23 protein-coding genes and 1 pseudogene are annotated in these 23,808 nt (G+C 66.4%); 13 read left to right on the top strand and 11 right to left on the bottom strand.

All coding sequences use genetic code 11. The features are described from left to right. Positions 1 to 103: 103 nt before the first annotated feature. From PT015_RS17775 to PT015_RS17760, 4 genes are all read left to right on the top strand, one after another. The gene (locus tag PT015_RS17775) at positions 104 to 1,687 is read left to right on the top strand and encodes a Na+/H+ antiporter (RefSeq protein WP_285186189.1); all 1,584 of its coding nucleotides are present in this window, start codon (positions 104 to 106) and stop codon (positions 1,685 to 1,687) included. A 93-nt stretch (positions 1,688 to 1,780) separates the two neighbouring features. Further along, complete coding sequence (locus tag PT015_RS17770; RefSeq protein ID WP_285186188.1) at positions 1,781 to 2,266, top strand: YkgB family protein; 486 nt, start codon at positions 1,781 to 1,783, stop codon at positions 2,264 to 2,266. A gap of 2 nt (positions 2,267 to 2,268) precedes the next feature. Then, entirely contained in the window at positions 2,269 to 2,895 is a 627-nt protein-coding gene (locus tag PT015_RS17765) for an RNA polymerase sigma factor (RefSeq protein ID WP_285191160.1), read from the top strand. Further along, a complete protein-coding gene (locus PT015_RS17760; protein ID WP_285186187.1) occupies positions 2,892 to 3,137 on the top strand; it encodes an anti-sigma factor family protein in 246 nt (81 codons plus the stop codon). Before PT015_RS17765 ends, PT015_RS17760 begins: the two co-directional genes overlap by 4 nt. Positions 3,138 to 3,188: 51 nt before the next feature. Here the strand turns inward: PT015_RS17760 and PT015_RS17755 are convergent, their stop codons facing one another. The 3 genes from PT015_RS17755 to PT015_RS17745 all read right to left on the bottom strand — a co-directional run bounded on the left by PT015_RS17755 (position 3,189) and on the right by PT015_RS17745 (position 4,669). Further along, a complete protein-coding gene (locus tag PT015_RS17755) occupies positions 3,189 to 3,683 on the bottom strand; it encodes an LGFP repeat-containing protein (RefSeq protein WP_285186184.1) in 495 nt (164 codons plus the stop codon). Positions 3,684 to 3,738: 55 nt separating this feature from the next. Next, positions 3,739 to 4,257, bottom strand: a complete 519-nt coding sequence (locus PT015_RS17750; RefSeq protein WP_285186183.1) for a hypothetical protein — start codon at positions 4,255 to 4,257, stop codon at positions 3,739 to 3,741. A 76-nt stretch (positions 4,258 to 4,333) separates the two neighbouring features. After that, positions 4,334 to 4,669, bottom strand: coding sequence for a DUF732 domain-containing protein (locus PT015_RS17745; protein ID WP_285186182.1), 336 nt, complete (start codon positions 4,667 to 4,669; stop codon positions 4,334 to 4,336). A 143-nt stretch (positions 4,670 to 4,812) separates the two neighbouring features. On the opposite strand from PT015_RS17745, the gene PT015_RS17740 reads away from it, so the two are divergent. Continuing rightward, positions 4,813 to 5,775 carry a MerR family transcriptional regulator gene (locus tag PT015_RS17740; protein WP_285186180.1) on the top strand — a complete coding sequence of 321 codons (963 nt, stop codon included), beginning with the start codon at positions 4,813 to 4,815 and terminating at the stop codon, positions 5,773 to 5,775. A 189-nt stretch (positions 5,776 to 5,964) separates the two neighbouring features. Here PT015_RS17740 and dnaB read toward each other — a convergent pair whose 3' ends face one another. From dnaB to PT015_RS17700, 8 genes and pseudogenes are all read right to left on the bottom strand, one after another. After that, positions 5,965 to 8,592, bottom strand: coding sequence for a replicative DNA helicase (dnaB, locus tag PT015_RS17735; protein WP_285186178.1), 2,628 nt, complete (start codon positions 8,590 to 8,592; stop codon positions 5,965 to 5,967). 612 nt (positions 8,593 to 9,204) lie between these two features. Continuing rightward, positions 9,205 to 9,663: a 50S ribosomal protein L9 gene (gene rplI, locus PT015_RS17730; RefSeq protein WP_285186177.1), complete on the bottom strand. Its 459-nt coding sequence runs from the start codon at positions 9,661 to 9,663 to the stop codon at positions 9,205 to 9,207. Between the two features lie 30 nt (positions 9,664 to 9,693). Continuing rightward, positions 9,694 to 9,948, bottom strand: coding sequence for a 30S ribosomal protein S18 (gene rpsR / locus PT015_RS17725; protein WP_285186176.1), 255 nt, complete (start codon positions 9,946 to 9,948; stop codon positions 9,694 to 9,696). Between the two features lie 30 nt (positions 9,949 to 9,978). Continuing rightward, positions 9,979 to 10,500, bottom strand: coding sequence for a single-stranded DNA-binding protein (locus tag PT015_RS17720; protein WP_285186175.1), 522 nt, complete (start codon positions 10,498 to 10,500; stop codon positions 9,979 to 9,981). Positions 10,501 to 10,608: 108 nt separating this feature from the next. Beyond that, positions 10,609 to 10,899 (bottom strand): 30S ribosomal protein S6, encoded by a 291-nt coding sequence (gene rpsF, locus PT015_RS17715; RefSeq protein ID WP_285186173.1) that lies wholly within the window; start codon positions 10,897 to 10,899, stop codon positions 10,609 to 10,611. A gap of 202 nt (positions 10,900 to 11,101) precedes the next feature. Then, complete coding sequence (locus tag PT015_RS17710; protein ID WP_285186171.1) at positions 11,102 to 12,745, bottom strand: glycosyltransferase family 87 protein; 1,644 nt, start codon at positions 12,743 to 12,745, stop codon at positions 11,102 to 11,104. Then, positions 12,742 to 15,254 (bottom strand): annotated as a pseudogene (locus tag PT015_RS17705) (transglycosylase domain-containing protein). The gene PT015_RS17710 and the pseudogene PT015_RS17705 overlap by 4 nt, the downstream one beginning before the upstream one ends. After that, the gene (locus PT015_RS17700) at positions 15,247 to 15,678 is read right to left on the bottom strand and encodes a DUF5318 family protein (protein ID WP_285186170.1); all 432 of its coding nucleotides are present in this window, start codon (positions 15,676 to 15,678) and stop codon (positions 15,247 to 15,249) included. Before PT015_RS17700 ends, PT015_RS17705 begins: the two are co-directional and overlap by 8 nt. Before the next feature lie 91 nt (positions 15,679 to 15,769). Here PT015_RS17700 and PT015_RS17695 point away from each other — a divergent pair, with 91 nt between their 5' ends. The 8 genes from PT015_RS17695 (at position 15,770) to PT015_RS17660 (ending at position 23,802) form a co-directional block, all read left to right on the top strand. Continuing rightward, positions 15,770 to 16,672 (top strand): DUF1707 SHOCT-like domain-containing protein, encoded by a 903-nt coding sequence (locus PT015_RS17695; protein ID WP_285186169.1) that lies wholly within the window; start codon positions 15,770 to 15,772, stop codon positions 16,670 to 16,672. A 151-nt stretch (positions 16,673 to 16,823) separates the two neighbouring features. Next, a complete protein-coding gene (locus PT015_RS17690; protein ID WP_285186168.1) occupies positions 16,824 to 17,366 on the top strand; it encodes a PadR family transcriptional regulator in 543 nt (180 codons plus the stop codon). A gap of 40 nt (positions 17,367 to 17,406) precedes the next feature. Continuing rightward, positions 17,407 to 18,516: an inositol-3-phosphate synthase gene (locus PT015_RS17685; protein ID WP_285186167.1), complete on the top strand. Its 1,110-nt coding sequence runs from the start codon at positions 17,407 to 17,409 to the stop codon at positions 18,514 to 18,516. A gap of 132 nt (positions 18,517 to 18,648) precedes the next feature. Beyond that, positions 18,649 to 19,776, top strand: a complete 1,128-nt coding sequence (locus tag PT015_RS17680; protein ID WP_285186166.1) for an LLM class flavin-dependent oxidoreductase — start codon at positions 18,649 to 18,651, stop codon at positions 19,774 to 19,776. After that, positions 19,773 to 20,936: a sulfotransferase family protein gene (locus PT015_RS17675; protein ID WP_285186165.1), complete on the top strand. Its 1,164-nt coding sequence runs from the start codon at positions 19,773 to 19,775 to the stop codon at positions 20,934 to 20,936. Before PT015_RS17680 ends, PT015_RS17675 begins: the two co-directional genes overlap by 4 nt. Before the next feature lies 1 nt (position 20,937). Continuing rightward, positions 20,938 to 21,696 carry a sugar phosphate isomerase/epimerase family protein gene (locus tag PT015_RS17670; RefSeq protein WP_285186164.1) on the top strand — a complete coding sequence of 253 codons (759 nt, stop codon included), beginning with the start codon at positions 20,938 to 20,940 and terminating at the stop codon, positions 21,694 to 21,696. 1 nt (position 21,697) lies between these two features. Continuing rightward, entirely contained in the window at positions 21,698 to 22,891 is a 1,194-nt protein-coding gene (locus PT015_RS17665; RefSeq protein ID WP_285186163.1) for a hypothetical protein, read from the top strand. Positions 22,892 to 22,902: 11 nt separating this feature from the next. Beyond that, positions 22,903 to 23,802, top strand: coding sequence for an alpha/beta fold hydrolase (locus tag PT015_RS17660; protein WP_285186160.1), 900 nt, complete (start codon positions 22,903 to 22,905; stop codon positions 23,800 to 23,802). Positions 23,803 to 23,808: the final 6 nt, after the last annotated feature.

Genomic DNA, 23,808 nt, shown 5'->3' with positions numbered 1-23,808 from the left:
TCCACCGGGGGTGTTGACTGCTCGGCGCGACCGAAGATGAACTGACACAACACCACTCACGCGGACAGACGGTCGGCCGCGCCATCACCCCGGAGGTAAGGCTGTGATTCCGGCCACCTATACGATCCTGTTGCTCTGCGGGCCGGCAATCGCCATTGCCGCGGTGTGGGGCGCCGAACGCATCGGTGTGCCGTTCCCGGTCCTGCTGCTCGGTGTCGGGGTGTTTCTGAGCTGGTTCCCCTGGACACCGTCGCCGGAGATACCGCCGGAGATCGTGTTCTACCTATTCTTGCCGCCTCTGGTTTACTACGCCGCGCTGTTCGTCGCGCCGGACGACCTTCGCAAGTACGCCCGCATCGTCGTCCTGCTGGCGGTGGGGTTGGTGCTGGCGACGGCGGCTGCAGTCGCGGGTGTCTTGATCTGGCTGACCAGCCTGTCCGTAGTGGTCGCGATCGTCATCGGCGCGATTGTGGCGCCGACCGATACGGTTTCGGCGATATCGATCTTCCGGAGACTGGATGCGCCGGAAGGCCTCTCGACCATCGTCGAAGGCGAAGGCCTGACCAACGACGGCACGGCGCTGGTGTTGTATGTGGGCGCCGTCGACACCGCGGTCGCCCAGGTGGTGCACCCCGGCCAACTCACGATCACGTTCCTGCTCGGTCCGGTCGGCGGCGCCGCACTAGGCTTCGCCATCGCCTGGGTGATGGTGCGCGTGCGGATCCGGATGCACCACCCGGCGCTGGAAATCACCATTTCACTGGCCACCCCGTATTTCACGTATGCAGCCGCAGACGCCGCCGGCATGTCGGGTGTACTAGCCACCGCCGCCGCCGGTTTGTATGTGGGCGCCCGAATGAGCGACCTGTACTCGCCCGGCGCGCGGCTGCAGGCATTGGCCTTTCTCGACGTGTTCGTGTTCCTACTCAACGCAGTTCTGTTCATCCTGGTGGGCATCCAGCTGCATCAGCAGGTGCACTGGGCGCTGAACAAAGCGAACCTGCACCTGCTGCTGGTGTTGACGGCGGTGGTCACCGCGGTGATCGTGATGAGGCTGGTGTTCACCCTTGCCGGACCAGCCCTCGACAGATGGCGCGGACGCGCAGTTAACGCCGACCTGTGGCGGGAGCGCTCGGTGGTCGGCTGGGCCGGGATGCGCGGCGGCGTCTCGCTGGCCGCGGCGCTCGCCGTGCCCCTGCACCGAGCCGACGGATCGCCGTTTCCCGGCCGCGACTTCGTCATATTGACCACGGCGGCAGTCATTCTCGCCACCCTTGTGCTACAAGGGGTCACGTTGCCGTGGCTGGTTCGCCGCCTCGGACTCAAGCCTGACGACTTTCAGACCGAAGAAAACGAGGCCCGCCTGCACGCAACGCACGCCGCGTTGGCCTGGCTGGACCAACGAGTTCACGACGGCGACAGCACCGACGCCGCGCACTCATTGCACGTTCTCTACGAGGCGAGGGCACGGCGCCTGGAGGCAAAAGCCCGGGTTGCAGCAGACGCCAGCGGCGCCGAACCTGACATCGACCAACAGCGGAGCTATGTCGCATTGCGGCTCGAGGCGCTGAGCATCGAGCGTTCGGAAGTCTTGAATCTGCGTCGCGAGGGCCGCATCACCGCGGCAGTACTGCGCGCCCTGGAGCGGGGCTTCGACCTCGAGGAGTCCCGGCTCAACAGCCGCTGATGGCGACCCAATCGGCCAAACCGTGTAACGCCCGCGGCTTGCCGACACACTCCCTTTGTGTCACCGCCACATCGGAGCGCAAAGGACGCGAACATGACCGTCTCCCAGGAACACTCAATCAGCCAGCTGCAGGTCGCCGTCGCCCGGACCGGGTCCGCGCTACTTCGATACGGGCTGGTGCTCGTCATCGGCTGGATCGGACTCTTGAAGTTCACCAACTACGAAGCGCACAACATCCAACCGCTGGTGGCCCACAGCCCCTTCATGAGTTGGCTCTACAGCATCTTGTCGGTGCAGGCGCTCTCCGCACTCCTGGGAGTGGTCGAGGTTGGCACCGCGCTGTTGCTCGCAGTCAAGCCGTGGTTGCCCCGACTCTCGGCGGCCGGCAGCGTGATGGCCATCGGGTTATTTGTGGCGACTACCAGCTTCCTGTTCACGACGCCAGGAATCGGCGAGGCCACGGCCGGAGGATTCCCCCGCCTCTCGATGACGGGCCAATTTCTGATCAAAGACGTTGTGCTCCTTGGTGCCTCGGTATGGACGCTCGGCGAGGCGCTGGCCGCTAGGATCCGCACGTAGTGATCGCCGCACCACTCGACGAAGCCGACCTCGTCTCCGCGCTACGCACCGGAGACGAGGCGGCCTTCGCTTCTCTCGTCGACCGGCACACGCCGGCGATGCTGCGAGTCGCCCGCGGCTACGTGCGGAACCACGAAGCTGCCGAGGAGGTGGTCCAAGAGACCTGGATTGCACTCCTGAAAGGCATCGAAAAATTCGAAGGCCGATCGTCGCTACGCACTTGGCTCTTCACGGTCCTCGTGAACATCGCCAAGGCCAAAGGTCTGAGGGAACGCCGTGGCGGCGACGGCCTGGTGTTCCCCGCCCGTACTGTGAACCCGGATAGATTCCAGCCTGCCGGCGACGACTTACCCGGTCACTGGAAGGACCTGGAAACGCCTGTCCCATTTCCCGATACACCGGAAGGGTCGGTGCTGGGGACCGAACTCTTGGCCGTGACTCGTCGTGAACTCGACAAACTGCCGTCCCGGCAGCGCGAAGTCGTCACGCTGCGCGACGTACTCGAGCTGGACAGCGGCGAGGTGTGCGCACTGCTCGACATCACCACCGCCAATCAGCGGGTTCTGCTTCATCGCGGCCGCGCCTCGATCCGGCAAGCTCTCGAGGACTATCTAAAGGGAGCGTCATGACGTCCGGAGATGCAATGGACTGCAACGAACTGGTCGAACTAGTGACCGCCTACCTCGACGGCACACTCGATCTGCACACTCGGGCGCGCTTCGACGCCCACCTACTCGAGTGCGACGGCTGCGAGAGTTATCTGCAGCAAATGCGCGCGACCGTGGACACTCTCGGCAAGATTCCCGACGACACCTTAGACCCAAAATTTCGCGCCAAGCTGTTGACCGCCTTCCGCGAATGGCCGCGCTGACTCGATTAAGTAGTTGAAGCGCAAGCTTTTTCGTCGACTGGGTACCGCAACTCACGACCCCGCAGCGGGCGGGCTGAACTCGACATGAGTATGGCCGTCAGCACTGTCGTTGATGGTGCCGTGCTGGAACCGTTGTTGGGGACCGCCTGGTGCGCTGTGTGCGTCACTGGTCGGATAGCCGAGTGGGCCCGCGGGTCCACCGTGGTCGAATTCCCATGTGTTGCGGATGTTTCCGGCGACGACGTGGGCTCCAGTTTGAGGAGTCCAATAGATGGCGCCGGCTTCGAAGAGGGTGAACCGGCCATTCCCGGGTGCGGGCTTTTCGTTGCTGATCGGCGATCCCAGCGAGCTGGTAGACCCTCCGGCGTCGAGATACTTCTGCAAGATCTGCCCCTGGAGGAGAAACTTCCCCGACGGCGCGGCGACCCATTTCGTCGTCATCTGGGTTGTCGAGACGTCGCTCGGACTCTCTGCGGTCGAGCATCCGGCGCCGAGGATCGCCAGCGTCGCGGCGGCGACGGCAATAGAGGGTCGACGGGCAGACATGGAGGCCTTTCGGTAGCGACTGGTCAGAGACACCCCGCGGGTGAGGGTGGTGGGTTCACCCGCGGGGTGGGTCTGTAGCGCTGCCGTCGAGCGAGCCTTTGGGCCGAGAAGCGGCGCGGCGGCCCCCTGGCAGCCGATCGACGAAACGGCCGAGTCGGGCCACGGTGGTGTCGAGTGGATCGACGATCTCCGTCAATCGCTCCAGGGTCGGCATGATCTGGGAGACCGCCTTGATCTCGGTGGTCAGTTGCCCGGCCTGAACATCAATGCCCTGTGCGGCGTGCGTCAACTCGGCCAGGTTGTTCGCGATTGATTGCGCCGAGTGCCGAAGTTCCGCGATGTCGTCGAGTGCGGTTCCTGCGCGATCCAGCAATCCCATCAGCGCGCCCACCCGGCGCAACGCGACCTGCACTGTCGACGATGTCGAGGTCAGGGCGGGGCCGATCAGCGGAACCCGCTCCGCCATCTCGTCACCGGCCGACGTGAGTACGCGCCACCAAGCGCCGAAGGCGTCCCCGGTCGCGTCGGTCTGCTGCCGTGTCAGCGCCGGTTCCATCACGCCGACCATCATCATTGTTTACATTGAACAATGTCAACAATTGATTCGGCGATGCCGGTTTCGGACGCCCAGGGTGCGCTCTAGTGCTTGCTCAGCAGTGCAGGTTGGTTATCGCCGCGGTCATGAGTTCGACAGCGTCGGCCTCGGATACGCCGAGGTCACGGGTGACCATTGCGACATTGTCGAACCCGTTACGACCACCGTCGACCGCGGCGCAGATCCGGTGGCCCTCCCCGACGAGCTGGCCGGCGGACAAAAAAGCAAACTTTTGATGCAGCGCCGACACGTAGTCGGCCTCGTCCGCCTGCGCCGGTGCCGCCTGCCCCACCAACGCGGCGATCGCCGCAGCACCAGCGATGCCGGCGAGCCGAAGAGGCGCTGTCCGGAGAGAACCTGTAGCCATAGCGCCAATGGTCAATGTCAGCATTGGCCAATGTCAACAATTGTGATGCACACGTCCTGGAGTCGTTTACGTATCCGGCGTCACATGCGGGCTTACAATCACGCGGTGTTCCAGCGCTCGCAGCGGGGCTCGGATTCTGCCGCGACGACCGAGTTATAGGGTCCGGCATGGCTTCAGAGCGTTCCCGACGACCGCACAACAAAGCCGTGTCGGCGATGCTGTCCAACCTGCGCCGCGCCTCCAAGCCGGTGCGCCAACACGGTCGCGATGTGTTCGACACGACCGTTGCGCAGATGTTCGACGCCCTGTCCGCCCCGCCCGCGGAGGACGACGGTCGTGGCGAATACCGCATGGAGGAACTGGCCCGGCTGGCCGGAACCACGACCCGCAACATCCGCCTGTATCGCGATCGCGGTCTGCTCGACCCGCCGCAGCGGATGGGCCGCCTCGCCATCTACAACGACAGTCACCTGCACCGGCTGCGTCTGATTCACCGGCTACTCAAGCGGGGCTACACCATCTCGAATGTGCGCGAACTGCTCACCTTCCACCACGACGGCAAGTCGCTCGCCGATCTTCTTGAACTGCCGCCGATTTCGACCGCGACCGTCGCATGGGCCGCGGAGGAGCCACGCACCCTGTCGCTGAGTCAGGCGCAAGACCTGGTCGCCGATCCGCCTGCCTTCGAACGTCTGGTCGCGATGGGGTTGCTTCGCGTCGACAACAACTCCGCAATTCTGTTGCGGCCCACTCTCATCGACACCTTCAACGAATTGCGCGCGTACGGCATCACCATGGACGAGTTGCTCGACCTGCACGAGCAAGTGCTGCCCCACGTCGGCCAGATCAGTGACGTCCTCGTCCAAGCCGGAGCCGAGTACGCCGCGAACCTGTTGGCCTCCGACCGCCGGCCGTCCAACGACACCGAATTCGCCGACCTGATCGCATCGTTGATCGCGTTCGGTCCGCTGGCTCTCACCTCCATCAACGGCACCCTGACCGCGTCGATCCGCGCGGCCGCCCAAACCGTGGTCGCGCGCATGGTCAGCGATTTCGTGCGCGAATCCGGGTCCGGTCCCGAACAGTCCCAACACACGCCACCGCCCGGGACCGCCCCGCCGCGGGAATGATGCCGGCACTCTCGGTGTCAGCTGGTGCGCCACTGCCATCGTTTTCGCCAGATACACAGGCGAGTTTGCTCGCGACTTCGCGAATGGCCATTGCGACAGCCGATTCCGTGCCCGCCGATAACGGTTAATTAAGTCAACCGCGACAGGTGAAGCTGTTCCACCACACCAACGGCTTCGCTTAGAGGTCTCTCAACGCGCCATGTTCGCGAAGCGCGACAGGTGCAGCTGGTGCGCGACGGTCACCGTCTTGGTTGGGCCGTTACGGTGTTTGGCCACAATGAGATCCGCTTCGCCGCCGCGCGGGTCGTCGCGCTCGAAAGCATCGGGGCGGTTGAGCAGGATGACCATGTCGGCGTCCTGCTCCAGCGACCCGGACTCACGAAGGTCGGACAGCATCGGCTTCTTGTCGGTGCGCTGCTCGGGACCACGGTTCAGCTGGCTGATCGCGATCACCGGAACTTCGAGTTCCTTCGCCAAAAGCTTGAGATGCCTTGAGAATTCGGAGACCTCGATCTGGCGGGACTCGACCTTCTTGCCCGACGTCATTAGCTGTAGGTAGTCGACGACGACCAGTCGCAGGTCAGCCTTCTGCTTCAACCGGCGCGCCTTAGCGCGGATCTCCATCATCGTCAGGTTCGGTGAATCGTCGATATACAGTGGCGCTTCGCTGATTTCGCTCATCCGCCGCGCCAGCCGCGTCCAGTCGTCGTCGCTCATCCGGCCGGAGCGCATATCGCCGAGCTTGATCTTGGCCTCGGCAGACAACAGGCGCATGACGATTTCGGACTTGCTCATTTCCAGCGAGAAGATGACGCTGGCCATCCGGTTCTTGATCGAGCACGACCGCATGAAGTCCAGCCCCAGCGTCGAGTTGTGCGTCGGAACCATGGACTCGCTCGCCAAATACATATGGTCGGCGTTGTCGACCTCCACGCATCGGACCGGGACGCTGTCGATCGAACGCACGTCGACGATGAACCGCGATCCCGAGCGCGCGGTGTTGACGGCACCACGGCGCTCCTTGTGCAACAATGCCTTTCGCTGCAGCCCGAACACCTCGTCATCCGTCGAGAACGTCAGCGTGTAAGCGATGCTGGACGACTCGCGACGACCGGTGACACGCTTCGTTGAGGTCTGGCAGCGGTAGCCGAGGCTCACCACCAGCTCCGCGACGTCGGTCGCCAGCCGGTGGCTAGTGACCGAGAACTGCACGCTGCCGCCCCCGGTCACCGTTCCGTCGGTGTCGAGCAATCCAGCAAGCAGAGCGCGCCGCTGCGCGACCGAGCCTCGTAGGTACTCGACTGGAATGTGTTTGTTTCCTAGCACTCCGATGGTGCGCAGGCGCGCCTGCAAAGTTCCTACCGAGTTGTGGCACCCTTGGCACAGCCGCAAGCCGGCCGACGGACCGCCGCAGCGAGCGCAGGTCGGTGCCGGGACGGGCGCGGACATGAAACGGGCCCGCCCGCCGCACGACCGTCCGCAGGTCCGCACCTGGCTCGTCTGCGGAACGAATTCGCTGCCGCACACCACGCACTCGCGGGCCGCGACCTCGTCGCCGGCAGCCAGTCGCAACTGATACCGGTAGCGGGCGGACTCGGACGCAACCGCTACGTAGCCCTCGGCTTCGATCCGCATGATGATCTCGGGGTCGGCCGAGGTGATCTGAGCGGCGGCGCTGGTGCCATCACCGAGCCATGCCCCGAATGTGTACGGGGCGATGAGGAATTCGCGGTCTGGCAATTCAATCGCAGCCGCGTTGGTCACGCTGTGGTTTAGCCGGGCGTCCAAGGTGTCGCAGCGCACGGTAGTCGCGATCTCGGCGGTCGTCCGTACCGCCGCGAAGGTCCGCTGGCTCCGCATGCGGTTGTAGCCGGCCGCAGCGGCCTGGGCCGATTTCCGCGATGCGCGGGTATCCGTCAGCCACTGGTGCTCCGCATCCGCCACAATCACGGTGCCGTCGGAGAATTCGACCTCGTAGCACGGCCGGCCCAGCATGATCTCCGTTGCAGCCACCACCCGCGTCGGCCGCCCGTCGGCGCCGATCAGCTCGTCGCCGACGGCGACGTCGCCCATGGTCGTCCAGCCGTCCGGCGTCGGCAGCGGCGTGTCCAGCGCCAACGCCTTACCCACACCAGGTCGAGCCGCGACGATGATCATCTGCCCGGCGTGCAGACCGTTGGTCAACTCGTCGAGTTCGGTGAACCCCGTCGGCACACCGCGGGAGATCCCGCCGTTGGAGGCGATGGCGTCGATCTCGTCCATCGTCGGCTGCAGCAGATCTTCCAGCGGGACGAAGTCTTCCGACGTCCGCCGCCCCTCGGTGACCTCGTACATCTCGGCCTGCGCACGGTCGATGACCTCGGCGACGTCTGCCCCCTCGGCGCCGGCGTAGCCGTACTGCACCACGCGCGTCCCGGCCTCGACGAGGCGGCGCAGCAGCGCCTTCTCCGCGACGATGCCCGCGTAGTAGCCGGCGTTGGCGGCGGTCGGCACCGTCGAGATGAGGGTGTGCAGATAGGGCGCCCCGCCGATCCGGCGCAGCAGCCCGCGCCGGTCCAACTCGGCGGCGACCGTCACCGCGTCGGCCGGCTCGCCGCGGCCGTACAGATCGAGGATGGCGTCGTAGACGTTCTGATGCGCAGGCCGATAGAAGTCGCTGGGCCGCAGCCGCTCGAGGACGTCGGCGATCGCGTCCTTGCTCAGCAGCATGCCGCCCAACACCGACTGCTCGGCGGCGAGATCCTGCGGCGGCTGGCGGCCGTAATCCTCGCTCGGCGGAGCCTCGCTGGGACGACCCAGATCATCAACGACAGCCACGAAACTCCCGCCTCCTCCACGACGTTCGAACGCATATTCGACGCCGATGGCACGACGTTAGGTCACACCACCGACATCGCTCGACTCAGCCAGGCCGCCCAGTGCCCCCGACAATCGGGAACCCCACCCCGGGGCGGATCCACGGCCTTCGCCCTCGTGATCGACCTCGTCTCGCAGGCGGCGGGACCTCCACCGCGAGCCGGATTGTCGATCTTCGAACGCCAGCATCACCTCACGACGGGTCGACGTTAAAGGTTGCTGGCGAGGACACAAAACGAGGCTGTTAATAGATCTGTGCATGGTGTGTGCATATCCGTCTGCGCCCGTGTTGAGGGGGTGTGGAGAACTTGTGGAGCAATATGCGACTTTGCAACATCACCGCAGATAAGCGGACCACACACCTGCATATTTCGTGTGTATAGGAATCCCTACGGCGTGTCGCGCGCGGTTGCCACTTCGGGCGTGTTGTGTTTCGCCGAATGATTAACGGCGTAAACGGACGGTAACGTTCGCTATCGGTTGCTGGCCACTGGGTGTTCGCTATGGACACACCAAAAACCCCCGGGGCAGCCGATTCGGGCTACCACCGAGGGTTCAGTGAGCTAAGGGCGCTCAGGCCTCCGCGACGACGTCCAGCGCGACCTTGACGTCCACGTCGGGGTGCACGTGCAAGGTGATCGGGTGGCTGCCGACGGCCTTGATGTGGCCCTTGGGCAAACGCACCACGCGCTTGTCGAGGTTCGGCCCGCCGGCCTTGCGGATCGCCGTCACGACGGCGCCCGTGGTGACCGAGCCGAACAGCTTGCCGGAGTCGCCGGAGGTCTTCACCGGGAGCGAGACGCTGCCCAGGCCCTCGATGGCGGCCTTGATCTCGTTGGCGTGCTCGAGGTCGCGCACCTGCTTGGTGTCGCGGGCCCGGCGGATGTCGTCCGCCTGCTTCTGCGCGCCGCGGGAGGCCACGACGGCCAGGCCGCGCGGCAGCAGGAAGTTGCGGCCGTAGCCGTCCTTGACCTCGACGGTCTCGCCGACGGCACCGAGGTGGTCGACGTCAGCGGTCAAAATGAGCTTCATTGTTCTGCTAATCCGTTCTGCGTGCCGCGGTTACCGCGTCGAAGAGGTGAAGGGCAGCAAGGCCACCTCGCGGGCGTTCTTGACTGCGATCGCGACGTCGCGCTGGTGCTGGACGCAGTTGCCGGTCACCCGGCGGGCACGGATTTTGCCGCGCTCGCTGATGTAGGTACGCAGCAACTGGGTGTCCTTGTAATCGATGTCCTGGCCCTTCTTGGAGCAGAACACGCACTTGCGGGCCTTGACCGGCTTTTCCGGCGCCGGGCGCCGCTTGGTGGACTTCGCCATGGTTTTCTCTTTCGTTCTTTCGCTGAAGTGTTAGAAGGGGGGCTCGTCGTCGCCGCCGCCGAACGAACCCGACGCCGGGGCGCTGCCCCACGGGTCGTCGCCGCCGGCGCTGCCGCCGCCGCCCTGGGATGGTGCCGACTGGCGGGATCCCCCGCCGCCGCCGAATCCGCCGCCACCGCCGCCGCTGCGGCTGGCCTTGTTGACCTTGGCGGTGGCGTACCGCAGTGAGGGGCCGATCTCGTCGACTTCGAGCTCGACGACCGTGCGCTTCTCGCCCTCTTTGGTCTCGAACGAACGCTGCTTGAGCCGTCCGCTGACGATGACCCGCGCGCCGCGGGTGAGGCTCTCGGCCACGTTCTCGGCGGCCTCACGCCAGATGCTGCAGCGGAGGAACAGCGCTTCGCCGTCCTTCCACTCGTTGGTCTGACGGTCGAACTGCCGCGGGGTCGACGCCACCGTGAAGTTCGCGACGGCCGCACCGGACGGCGTGAAACGCAGTTCGGGGTCGGCGGTCAGGTTTCCGATAACAGTGATGACGGTGTCACCAGCCACTATGAGCTCCTCAATCCGGATGGGCACGCCCAAATCGGCGAATGGTCGTGAGTCACGCTGAGCCTACGCAACGGCTCGGACGCACTGCGGCCATTCGCCAACAGGTGGTCAGTGCTTGTCGGTACGCATCACCTTGGTGCGCAGCACCGACTCGTTCAGGCTGAGCTGACGGTCGAGCTCGGACACCGTGGCGGGTTCGGCCTTGAGATCGATCACCGCGTAAATGCCTTCGGCATGCTTGGCGATCTCGTAGGCGAGCCGGCGCTTGCCCCAGATGTCGACCTTCTCCACCGAGCCACCGTCCTTGCGGACGACGTTCAGAAAGGTCTCCAGGGACGGAGCTACGGTGCGCTCGTCGAGAGTGGGGTCGAGGATGACCATTAATTCGTATGGACGCATGGGAACCTCATCACCTCCTATGGTCGTGTGCGGCCACGGGAATCCCCGCGGCAGGAGGGTCGCCTGCGTCGGCAACCGGGTCAGGCTACCGGACGGCGGTCTCACCCGCGAAATCCGGAGCGGCGGGTTGCTCCGCGGACCTCCTGCTGTAGCGCTCCGTCGAGCGTGCACTCAGGGTGAAAATTTCGGCACTTTTCCGCCCTCAGTGCACGTTCGACGCGGTGGCTTCAGTGGCCGGAGCCGATGCGGTTGCACGCTGTAGCCCGCGCGGTCGCAACCACGCCGGAAGTGCCTCGGACGGCGCGTCGGGGGCGCGATCGAACACCCCACCCGCCGGGTCGTCGACCCGCCCGCCCCAGCGGACCAGGTCGTCCTCGGTCCGGTAGATCTGGCGGACCACCAACGCGCACAGCACCAGCACCGCGATGTCGCGCAGCAACACCGTGGTGGTGAACCACTGCTGGGGCAGTCCGCGGTCGGGCACGCTGTACAGGTAGTACATCCGCGGTACCCAGACCAGGGCGTCGATCGTCATCCACACCAACAGGATTCGCCGGTGCGGCAGCGCCAGGACCGCCAGCGGCACGAGCCACAGTGAGAACTGCGGGCTCCAGACCTTATTCGTCAGCAGGAACGCGGCGACAACCAGAAATGCCAACTGCGCGACGCGTGGGCGGCGCGGCGCGGTCAAAGCGACGTAAGCGATTGCCGCGCAGGCCACTACGAACAGCGCCAACACCACGTTGTTGAGCACCTTCGGCGGCTCCCAGAAGCCGGCGTCGGGATCGAAACCCGCCCAGCCGGTGAACGACTTCACGACATTGAACAGCGAGTCCATGTCTTCGCCACGACGGGCGTTGAGCCGGAAGAACTCCGACCAACCCCGCGGAAACAGCAGCAGCACAGGCAGATTCACCAGCAGCCATGTCACCGCCGCGGCGGCGCCGGTGCGGGCCACCTCCCGCAACCGGCCGGTGCGGACGCCCAGCACCAGCAACGGGCCGAGCAGTAACAGCGGATAGAGCTTGGCCGCGCCACCCAGGCCGATCAGCATGCCGGCCAGCACCGGCCGTCGGCGCGCCCATGCCAGCAACCCGCCGAGCGCGAAAGCCGTTGCCAGTGCGTCGAAGTTGGTGAAGATCTGAAAGATAACCAGCGGCGACGCGGCGACCAGAGCGGCGTCCCACACCCGTCGCCCGGCCAGCCCGGCGGTGGCCCACAGCGTCGCCAGCCACGCTACCGCCAACCCCAACGCGGCGATATCGAAGAACACCACCACCTCGGCGACCACCGGTAGCGGGATCGTCTTGCTGACCGCGGTGTAGGTCTTGGCCAGCGACATCGCCACGTACTGGTAGACCCCGGTGAGCACCGGATACTCCATGTAGCGCACCGCGGGCTTGCCGTCGTAACGGGTCTGCGGCTTGCCGCTGTTGTCCCGCTCGATCCAACTCGACTTGTACGGAAAACGCCCTTGGCTCAACAACTCCGCGCCGTACAGCGGCACGGTGTCGGAGTAGCAGAGTTCGTAGTAGGCCCGCTGGTTCTGCCAGTTGGCGACGCGCTGGTCGCCCGGACCGGTCCCGACGGTCTGCAGGCACGGCGCCTTGGTCGACCAGCCCAGCGCCAGGAACACCAGCGCGATCATGAACATCACCCGCAGCGGCGTCAGCGTGCGCGTGCGCCCGATGATGGCGTGCCGACCCACCGGTCCACCGATGACGTTCGACAACGCCGAGCCCAGAAAGTCGTTGCGGCTCGGGCAATCTCGATCGTCGGCGGAGCGTAGGTCGGCGGCCAGTCGCCGCGGTGAGATGCCGGCCTGATCCGCCTCGGCGACGGTCACGGTGGCGGCGGCGCTCCCGCCGGCGCGGGCGCACCGGGCGCGGGCGGTGGGCCGGGCGGCGGCCCGACGGGCACCGTCTGCGGCGGACCGATCGGAATTGTGATGCCCGGCGCGATCTCCATCGTGGGCTGAATGACCGTCATCTGCGGCGGCTGCGGCGGTGGCGGGGTGCCGCCGGCACACCCGCGGAGCCGCCGATCTCCGTCGGCTTCGGGAAGGTCTCATTGGTGGTGCCCTTGAGGGCGCCGTCCATGGTCGCCTTCCAGATGTCGGATGGCAGACCCGATCCGTAGATGGCGGCACCACCTTTGGTCACCAACGGGATGTCGCCGCGCGCGGTGCCGATCCACACCGCGGTCGACAGCGACGGGGTGTAGCCGACCATCCAGGCGTCCTTGTCGGCGTCGCCGGTGTCACCGAACTGGGTGGTACCGGTCTTGGACGCCGACGCCCGTCCACCGGCCAGATTGTGGCCGCGCGACCAGCCGGCGATCGGCTGCATGGCGGAGGTGACGTTGTCGGCGACGTCCTTGGGGATGCGCTGCTCGCCGGAGTTGTCCGACCCGCCCGCGTCGAAGAGCACCTTGCCCTCGGCATTGACCACCTTCTGCACGAAGTGCGGGCGGTGGTAGATGCCCGAGTCGGCCAGCGTGGCGTACGCGGAGGCCATGTCGATCGCGCGAGTCTGGTACTGGCCCAGCACAATTCCATTGTTGGGCGGGCCGCCCTTGCCGTCCTCGGACAGCGTGTGCGAGACGCCGGGGAAGCTGTCCGCCACGCCGGCCTGATGCGCGGCCTGCGCCACGTCTTCCGGGCCGTTCTTCAGCTTCAGCATCAGCCGGTAGTAGGAGGTGTTCAGCGACCGCTTCAGCGCCTCGGCGATGTTGCAGACCCCACAGCCCTCGCCCTCGACGTTGGTGATCTTGATGCCGTTGACGGTCAGCGGCGAGCTGTCGACCTGATAGCCCAGGCCGATGCCCTGCTCGAGCGCGGCGATCAGCGCGAACACCTTGAACGACGACCCGGTCTGCAAACCGGCCTGGGCGAAGTCGAATCCGTTGGCGTCGGCGCCGCCGTAGTAGGCCTTGACGGCGCCGTTGTGTGGATCGATCGATACGACCGCGGTCCGCATCTCGGCGTTCTGCCCGGCCAGGTACTTCGCCACCGCGTCCTCGGCGGCCTTTTGCGCCGTCGGGTCGATCGTGGTGGTGATCTGCAGTCCCTGGGTGTTCAGCGTCTGCTCGTCGATGTTGAAGAGCTCCATCAGCTCCCGGGTGACCTGGCGCTGGATCAGCCCGTTGGGTCCGGTGGTCTGGTTCTCCTCGCGGGCCCGCTCGGGCGGAACCGTCGGCGGGAACTGCTGGGCGGCGCGGTCTTTCGGCGAAAGTGCCTTGTCGTCGACCATTCCGTCGAGCACCCAGTTCCACCGGCCCTGGGCGCCGACCATGTTGACCGCGGGGTCCAGCGTCGAGGGCCGCTGGATGAGCGCGGCCAGCAGGGCGCCGTCGGCGACGGTGAGTTGTTCGACGGGTTTGTCGAAGTAGGCGCGCGACGCCGCGGAGATGCCGTAGGCGCCACGACCGAAGTAGATGATGTTCAGATAGGCCTGCAGCACATCGTCTTTGGACCACTCGCCGGTCATCTTGGTGGCGATGACGAGTTCCTTGGCCTTGCGAACGAGGCCGCCGACACCGGCCCGCTGCGCCCCGACCAACGCGTTCTTGACGTACTGCTGGGTGATCGTCGAGCCACCCTGGGTGTCGCCGCCGAAGATGTTGTTCTTGAACGCCCGCGCGAAGCCGGTGAACGAGAAGCCCGGGTTGGAGTAGAAGTTGCGGTCCTCGGCCGCGATCACCGCCTGCCGGACATGCACCGGGACCTGGTCGATGTTGACGTCGACCCGATTACCCTCGGGCGGAACGATTTTGGCGAGCTCGGAGCCGTCGCTGGCCAGGATCGTCGATACCTGGTTGGTGCGGATGTCGCCCGGCTTGGGGATGTCGACGATCGCATAGGCCATCGCGAACGTGACGATCGGCAACAGCAGGATCACCACGGCACTGACGTAGAGCCCGCGCCGGACCCACTTCCAGTTGATGCGCTCGAGCCACTCCCAGTCGAGGCGCTGCGCCCATCCCGGCAGCGGTGGCTTCTTACGCGGCGGTTCCTTGCGCGACGGGCCCTTGGGCGGGTCGGTCGGCGGCGGGCCGCTCGGCGGTGGCTTGCGCGAGGCCGACTTGGCGTTCAATGCGGACGAGGCCATCTCCAGCGGGTCGCGCCGATCAGACGACCGCGACGTCGGCCGGCCGTCGAGAGCCGCCTTCACCGCGTCGATCGGATCCTTGAAGCGGTTAGGGGTGTCGTCCTTGACCGGGGGCAGGATCGTGGTGAGCCGGTCGTCAGGCGGCGGAGTCGGCCGTGCCGGCCGGGGCCGCTTGGACGCGGCATCGCCCGCTGAACCTTTCCGGTTGTCAGCGGCTGATTGGTCTTGCTGCCCTTCGTTATTCACTGGCCGTGCGGGCGCCGTCGCGCGCCGTCCGGGTGCTGCGCTTGCGCGGCGGACGTGCCGCGGGTGTCGCGCCGAGCACATACGACTTGACCAAGTGATTCCAGCTGCAGGTTCGACATACCTCCACCACATGTACCGCGAATTCTTCGAACCGCGACGCTAGCAAGACAAGCTCTTCGGCAGACCGCGCAGACCCTGACACGGCGCCGAGGTGTTCGCCGAACACCCACGAGACCAGCGTCAACTGCTCCTTGCGGCAGATCGGGCACATGACCGCGCTGACCTTGCCGTGATACTTGGCGGCGCGCAGCAGGTAGGGGTTGGCGTCGCAGACCTCGGTGACGCCGGTGCGGCCGGAGTAGACCTCCGCGAGCAGCGACCGGCGCTTGAGCGCGTAGTCCACCACCTGCCGCTGCAACCGCACGATGACCAGAGTACGTCCGCTCGGCCGGTGCGGAGAGGTAGGTCGGTCACGTTTTCGATCGCGGCAAACCGCTCGACTCTAGGATCATCGCGTGGCTAAGTGGCTTGCAGCGCCCGGGGCTCGCGGCGCTACGGCGGGAACCCGCGCCCGAGACAGCGACCGGCAGGACGCCTGCCGGCTGTTGGACGACGCGCTCAACAGCGGTGAGCTCTCCATGGAGGAGCACCGCGAGCGGGTGAAGGCCGCCACCAACGCCGTGACGTTGGGCGATCTCCGAAAACTGGTCGACGACCTACAGTCCGACGGCGGCGCCTCGTCCGCGCTGCAGTCACGGGAAACGCCCGTCGGGCTGCTCGGCTATGTGCGCGCCCGCATCAGGCGCGCCGGACTGCCCGCTCTGGTGGTCGCCCTGCTCGCGGGACTCGTCTTCGGCATCGGGATCGGTTGGGGCATCTACAGCGACTCCAGCTCCCCGTTCACGGTCTCCTCTGACCCCGGCGCCCGGCCGGACGGCGTCGCCCCGGTGGTGCTGAAGCCGCCCACGCAACTTCATTCGGTCGGCGGGCTGACCGGCCTGATCGAGCAGGCACGCAAGCGGTTCGGCAACGTCATCGGCTACCGGCTGCTCGTCTACCCGACCTATGCGTCCATTGACCGCCCCGACCCGTCGGACGACCGGCGGATTCTCGACTCGGACTACCGCGGCGGCTGGGACGACCCGACGAACAAGGCCAAGAGCGGCATCGATTCGCCCGATCCGGTGGACCTCAGCGCGTTCGACATCCCGACGGTCATCGGCATCCTGCGTGGCGCACCCGACACCCTGCACATCAAGCAGGCCGAGGTGAAGAACACCTACTTGATCATCGAGCCCGCGCCCCGGCCGGTGACGCCGGGAGCGTTGCAGCTGTCGGTGCACGTCTCCAGCGACTTCGGTAGCGGCTCGCTCACCTTCGCCGGTGACGGCACCATCAAACGGGTGGATCTGCCGTAGCCATTGGCGCCTCGGCGACCACCGGTTGAACGTCGCGCTAACAAGAGCTGGCCGCCCGAAGTAGCGGCGAATATATCGGGCCGATACTATGCAGCGAGACTGTTTCTCGACATAACAGCGACGCAATCCGTGCAGCAAAGGAGGTGGATCGATGCTGGAGCTTGCCATCCTGGGACTTCTGCTCGAGTCGCCCATGCACGGTTACGAGCTGCGCAAACGGTTGACCGGTCTGCTCGGGGCGTTCAGAGCATTCTCCTACGGATCGCTGTATCCCGCGCTGCGGCGGATGCAGACCGACGGGATGATCGCCGAGAACGCCGCGCCTGCCGGAACGCCGGTGCGGCGGGCACGGCGCGTGTACGAAATGACCGACGCCGGCCGCCAGCGTTTCAGCGAGCTGGTCGCCGACACCGGGCCGCACAACTACACCGACGACGGGTTCGGTGTGCACCTGGCATTTTTCAACCGCACGCCCGCCGAGGCGCGGATGCGCATCCTGGAGGGCCGTCGCCGCCAGGTCGAAGAACGACGAGAAGGTCTGCGTGAAGCCATTGCGCGGGCCAGTAGCTCTCTGGACCGCTACACCCGCCAGCTGCACCAACTCGGGCTGGAGTCCAGCGAGCGTGAAGTCAACTGGCTCAACGAGCTGATCGCGGCCGAACGTTTAGCGCAGACAAGCGCTGAGCAGGCCTGAGTCCAAAACCCCCCCAAAGAGAAGTCAAGGAGAACGCCGTATGAGTGAGCAGAACGCGCCGCAGGCGTCCACCGAGGTCCGAGTCGCCATTGTCGGAGTCGGCAACTGCGCGTCCTCGCTGGTACAGGGCGTCCAGTACTACTACGACGCCGACGAGAACAGCAGCGTGCCCGGCCTGATGCACGTGAAGTTCGGCCAGTACCACGTCCGCGACGTCAAGTTCGTCGCCGCGTTCGACGTGGACGCCAAGAAGGTCGGCTTCGACCTCTCCGAGGCGATCTTCGCGTCGGAGAACAACACCATCAAGATCGCGGACGTGCCGCCGACCAACATCACTGTGCAGCGCGGCCCGACGCTCGACGGCATCGGCAAGTACTACGCCGACACCATCGATCTGTCCGACGCCGAGCCGGTCGACGTGGTGCAGGTGCTCAAGGACAACGCCGTCGACGTCCTGGTCTCCTACCTTCCCGTCGGCTCGGACGAGGCCGACAAGTTCTACGCGCAGTGCGCGATCGACGCGGGCGTCGCGTTCGTCAACGCGCTGCCGGTGTTCATCGCCTCCGACCCGGTCTGGGCCAAGAAGTTCGCCGACGCCGGCGTCCCGATCGTCGGCGACGACATCAAGAGCCAGGTCGGCGCGACGATCACCCACCGGGTGATGGCCAAGCTGTTCGAGGACCGCGGGGTCACGCTGGACCGCACCTACCAGCTCAACGTCGGCGGAAACATGGACTTCAAGAACATGCTCGAGCGGGAGCGCCTGCAGTCCAAGAAGGTCTCCAAGACGCAGGCCGTGACGTCGAACCTGACCGGCACGCTGGCCGGCAAGGTCGAGGACAAGAACGTGCACATCGGCCCGTCCGACCACGTGGCGTGGCTCGATGACCGCAAGTGGGCCTACGTGCGGCTGGAGGGTCGCGCTTTCGGTGACGCGCCGCTGAACCTGGAGTACAAGCTCGAGGTCTGGGACTCGCCGAACTCGGCCGGCATCATCATCGACGCGGTCCGCGCGGCCAAGATCGCCAAGGACCGGGGCATCGGCGGACCGGTGATCCCGGCGTCGGCGTACCTGATGAAGAGCCCGCCGCAGCAGCTGCCCGACGACATCGCGCGCGCGCAGCTCGAGGAGTTCATCATCGAGGGCTAGACCCTTCAGTACCTGCTCGAACGTCGAGTTGTTGGGGTGAAAGACGCGAAAATCGCCCAGCAACTCGACGTTCGGCATTGGTAGGACCATTCGGCCGCGCGATGCTGAGCAAGTGCTTAGCATCAACTCTCGATGAAGGTTCAGCCCGCCGCGTTCCTGCGCACCACCCTGCCGCTGGACTGGTCGCGGCTCGCCGACCTGGACAGCGGCCGCTACCACTCGATCTGGCTGCCCGACCACATGGTCAGCTTCTGGCCCGATTCGATCTGGACACCCGAATTCACCGACCTGGCAACGGTTTCCCCGTCACCGCATCGCCATCTCGACGGCCTGGCGGTCGCGTCGGCCGCGGCGGCCCTCACCAATAACGTCCCGTTGGTGACCTCCGTCGTCGACACGGTTCGCCGCCATCCCGCGATGCTTGCGCAGACCGCGCTGACCATCGACCATGTGGCCGGCGGACGATTCATCCTCGGCCTCGGCAGTGGCGAGAGTGAGAACACGCTGCCCTACGGGTTCGACTTCGCGCGGCCCGTCGCGCGATTCGAAGAGGCGCTACAGGTGATTCGACTGCTGTGGGAGAGCGACGGTCCCGTCGACTTCGACGGCCAATTCCATCACCTGCACCATGCCCGGCTGGACACCGAAGGCTACAAGGGTCGGTATCCGCCGATCTGGGTCGGGGCCAGCGGTCCGCGGATGCTCGACATCGCCGGCCGCTACGCCGACGGCTGGTGGCCAGCCGGGGCGTGGACGCCGGAGCACTACGCCGAGATGCTCTCCGCCGTAAGGGCTTCCGCCGATCGCGCGGGCCGCGACCCGCTGGCGATTACGCCGTGCTTCATCCAGGTGTGCCTGATCGGCAACGACGAGGCCGCGCTCGCCGAGATCCTGCAGGCCCCGCTGGTGAAGGCCTTCCTGCTACAGGTGTCGGCGGAGACGTTGCGCGGCTTCGGATTTGAGCATCCGATGGGCCCGGCCTGGCGCGGCTTCCAGGACATCGACCCGGCGCTGCTGACCCGCGAGCGAATTCTGGAGTTCCTGGCCAAGGTGCAGCCGGAGATGTTGCTGGCGGTCGTGCCGCACGGGACACCGAAGGAGGTGGCCGCGAAGATCAAGACATTTGTAGACGCAGGTCTGCGGGTGCCCAAGATCCTGGATTACGGCGCGATGGCCGGGCTGGCCTACTCGGCGGCATCGGCGGCGAATGTCGTTGCGGCAGAAGACGAATTGCTCGCGTTGTGCGGAGATATCCGATGAGGCTGAACGCCGCCGAGTTGCTCGCCGCCGCGTCCGCGGAGACGGGTCTGCACGATTACGGAGACCCGACGCTACCGGAGCGATTCGCGGTGGCCGTCGAGCACCTCAACGGCCTCGGCATGGACAGCGCCGGTGTCGACGCAGCGGCCGAGGTGTGCCGGTGGCTGCTGACCTCGCGGCTGGAACTACTCGAGGATCGAAACCGCTACCCGATCGCCGACGAAGCGGTCGCGGCGCCGATGTTCGTCACCGGCGAACCCCGCTCGGGCACAACGCTGATGCACGCGCTGATGGCGGTCGACCCCGCCGCCCGGGCGCTGCGGTTCTGGGAAGTGATGTACCCCTCGCCGCCTCCCGGACTGACCGACGAGAACGACCCCCGGCGGGCGCGGGCGGACGACGACTGGCGGGAGATCAACGCCAAGATGCCGAAGTGGCTGCACAGTCACCCCTACAACGACATGCTCGGCGATGGATTGCCCGAGGACGAGCGCACCTGGGCGTTCGACTTCCGGGTGATGACTCCGACGGCGTGGTGGCGGGTGCCGATGCAGTCGCTGGTCGGCGGCCTGGTTACCGATGCCGTGGCGCAGTATCGCCTGCACAAGGCGGTGCTTCAGCAGCTGCAATACGCGCGGCCCCGGAAACGCTGGGTGCTCAAGGGTTTTCACGGCTTTCGCCTGACCGAGATGTTCGAGGCCTACCCCGACGCGACGTTGGTCTGGTTGCACCGCGACCCGGTGCAGGTCGCCGCGTCGCGGACGATGATGATGGCCGACATCGCCGACGGCATGGTCGGCCAGGTCGACCTGCACGCGCTGGCGAAGATGCACCTCGACCTGACCCGCGTCGGGGTCACCAACACGATGACCAAACCGATGGTCGACGATCCGCGAATCCTGCACGTCCGCTACACCGACTTCGTCGCGGATCAGATTGCGACCCTTCGGCGTTACTACGAGTTCGCCGGGCGCGAGTTGACGCCGGCCGCTGAGCAAGCAATGCGGACGTATCTCGCCGAGAACCGCGGCGACCGGCACGGCAAGTTTCGCTACTCGACGCAGCTGCTGGTCGACATCGGCGAAGACCTCGACGCACTACACGAGGAATTCGCGCCGTTTCGTGCGCGATTCGGCGTCGAGATCGAGAACCGGGGCTGACGTGACGCACGAGCGCCTCTCGGTGCACAACGTGACGTTCTACGGCGCGACGGTGCCCGAGTTAGAGCAACATTGGACCGATCTCGGTCTGACCAGGTTGAGCATCCTCGACAGCCAGCTGGCAGAGGTGTCAATGCTGCTGTCGCACAACGACTATACCGTCGAGGCCGTCTACCACCTGTTCGATCCGACCGCGCTGCCGCAGGTGATCGATGACGCCGCCGCGGCCGGGGCCCGCACGGTGTACATGCTCACCGGCGGCCGCGGCGAACTCACCTGGCGGCAGGCCGCCGAGCGGTTCTGCGACAGGGTCGCGCCGTGTGTGCACCGTGCCCGCGACGCCGGCGTCGCCCTGGCGATCGAGAACGCGTCGAGCCTCTACGCCGATCTGCACATCGCCCACACGCTGCGAGACACCGTCGCCCTCGCCGAGATGAGCGGGCTCGACCTCTGCATCGACCTCTTCCACTGCTGGGCGGAGGCGGGCGTCGACGACCTACTCCGCGACGCGTTGCCCCGGACCCGGCTCATCCAGCTCAGCGACTACGTGCTCGGCGACCGGTCGCTGCCGGGCCGCGCGGTGCCTGGCGACGGAGCGATCCCGATCGAATCCCTTGTCGCGCAGGCATTGCGGGCCGGCTACACCGGCGGTTTCGACCTGGAGTTGATCGGGCCCCGCATCGAGGAGGAAGGCCGGCTCAATGCGGCCCGGCGGGCGTGTGATGTCGTCGGGGCGATGCTGGACAGGTTGGGCGCCTGAGATGGCGTTCGGTGACGGCCGCGACGACGCCTCGCTGCAAGCGGCGTGGCGCGCGTTCTGCGATCGGCTGCGCGACGCCGGCGAGCAGGTGTTCAAGGACGCCAACTCGCCCTCGGGGGCGCAGCGGGTCGACGCGTTCCGCTTCCTCACCCAAAACCTCGGCCAGGCATTCGATCTGGCGCTGGAGACACGGGACACCCGCTACCCGACGCTGCACGCGTTCTGCGGCCCCACCCGCAAACTCGGCGGCGACTGCGGCGACTTCACCTACCAGCAGGCGTGGATCGACGGCGACTCGACGTATCGATTGATCGGAAACCGTGGCACGGCAAGGTTTTTCAACGTGACCGTGCAGGGCCGTCGCACAGCCGGACCCGGCGTGCTGCACGAGCCGTTCGGCGACACCCCGGAAGCCAACACCTTCGACGTCGGCGAGGGCGAATTCGAGCTGTACATCGGCGGGCCTCAGCGCCCCGGCAACTGGCTGCCCACCACTTCGGAATCGCGAAAGCTGTTCATCCGACAGGGTTTTGACCGCTGGGATGAGCAGCCCGCGCAGCTCCGGATCGAGCGGGTCGACATGACCACACCCAAGCCGCTGCCCACCGCCGAGGCGATGCTCGAGGCAATCAGCTGGGCGGGCGACTTCGTCACCGGCCTGATGTCGGACTGGCCGGAGTTCCCGTTCGCCTACGGCGGCGTCGACGCTGACCACCCGAACACCTTCCCGGCGGTCGAAGCGACGGGCGCCGATGCCAAACGCGGCCGCGCCGCGGCCAACATGTACTGGGAGCTCGGCCCGGACGAAGCGTTGATCGTCGAGTTCGACGCCCACGACGGGCTCTGGATGCTGACCAACATGGGCGTCTTCTTCAACAGCATGGACTACCTCTACCGGCCGGTGAGCTACACACCGGGCCGGGCCGCCGTCGACGCCGACGGGCGGATCCGGCTGGTGATGACGCATCGCGATCCCGGCGTGCAGAACTGGCTGGACACCCAGGGCTTCGAGCGCGGCAACCTGACGTATCGGCACATGCTCGAGGGCCAGCCCGCCGTCCTGAGCACCCGGGTCGTCGCGCACGACGAACTGCTCGAAGAACTTCCGCCCGACACGACGCGAGTCACCGAGGCCGAGCGGACCGCCGCGATGTGGGAACGATTCCGCGGTATCCGCCGCCGGTACGTCCTTTAGTGTCGAGAGCCATGACCGACATCTCCGACGACGAGCTGCTGGGACTGTCCGAATTCGGGCTGCTGCCCGAGAACGCCGAGCAGGCCGGCGTCGACGGCCCGCTGCCGTCGGTGCGGCGGATCGAGTCCGGCGGCGTCAGCGCCCTGCAGTGGGGAGACGAGTCGCCGCGGGTGGTGTTCTTCCACGGCGGCGGGCAGAACGCGCACACCTGGGACACCGTCATCGTCGGCCTCGGCGTGCCCGCGCTCGCGGTCGACCTACCGGGCCACGGGCATTCGGCCTGGCGGGAGGATGGCGACTACTCGCCGCAACACAATGCCGCGGCGGTCAAGCCGGTGATCGAGGAGCTGGCCCCCGACGCCGATCTGGTGGTCGGCATGTCGCTGGGTGGGCTCACCGCGATCGGGCTGGGCGCGATCGCGCCGGGACTATTGCGCGAACTGGTGCTGGTCGACGTCACCCCGTCGGCGATGAAGCGGGTCGCCAAGATGACCAAGGAGCAGCAAGGCACGGTCGCGCTGATGCAGGGCGACCGGGAATTCGACAGCTTCGAGGCGATCCTCGACATCACCACCGCCGCGGCACCGCACCGCGATCGGAAGTCGCTGCGCCGCGGCGTGTTTCATAACACTCGTCAGCTCGACAACGGCAACTGGACCTGGCGCTGGGACACCATCCGGGAATTCCCCGACTTCGACGGCCTGTGGGACGCCGTCTCGGGCCTGTCGATCCCGGTCAGGTTGGTGCGGGGCGGGACGTCGGGTTTCGTCACCGACGAGGACGCCGACGAGCTGGCCGGGCGCGCGCGGCAGTTCCGGGGAGTTCAGATCGTCGAGAATTCAGGTCACTCGGTGCAGAGCGACCAGCCGCTGGTGCTGACCGAGATCCTGCGCGGCGTGCTCGCGGGCTGAATCCGG

Source organism: Candidatus Mycobacterium wuenschmannii, from assembly GCF_030252325.1.
Classification (GTDB): domain Bacteria; phylum Actinomycetota; class Actinomycetes; order Mycobacteriales; family Mycobacteriaceae; genus Mycobacterium; species Mycobacterium wuenschmannii.
Note: the sequence above shows the minus strand (reverse complement) of the source record. Positions and strands in the feature narration are given on the sequence as shown.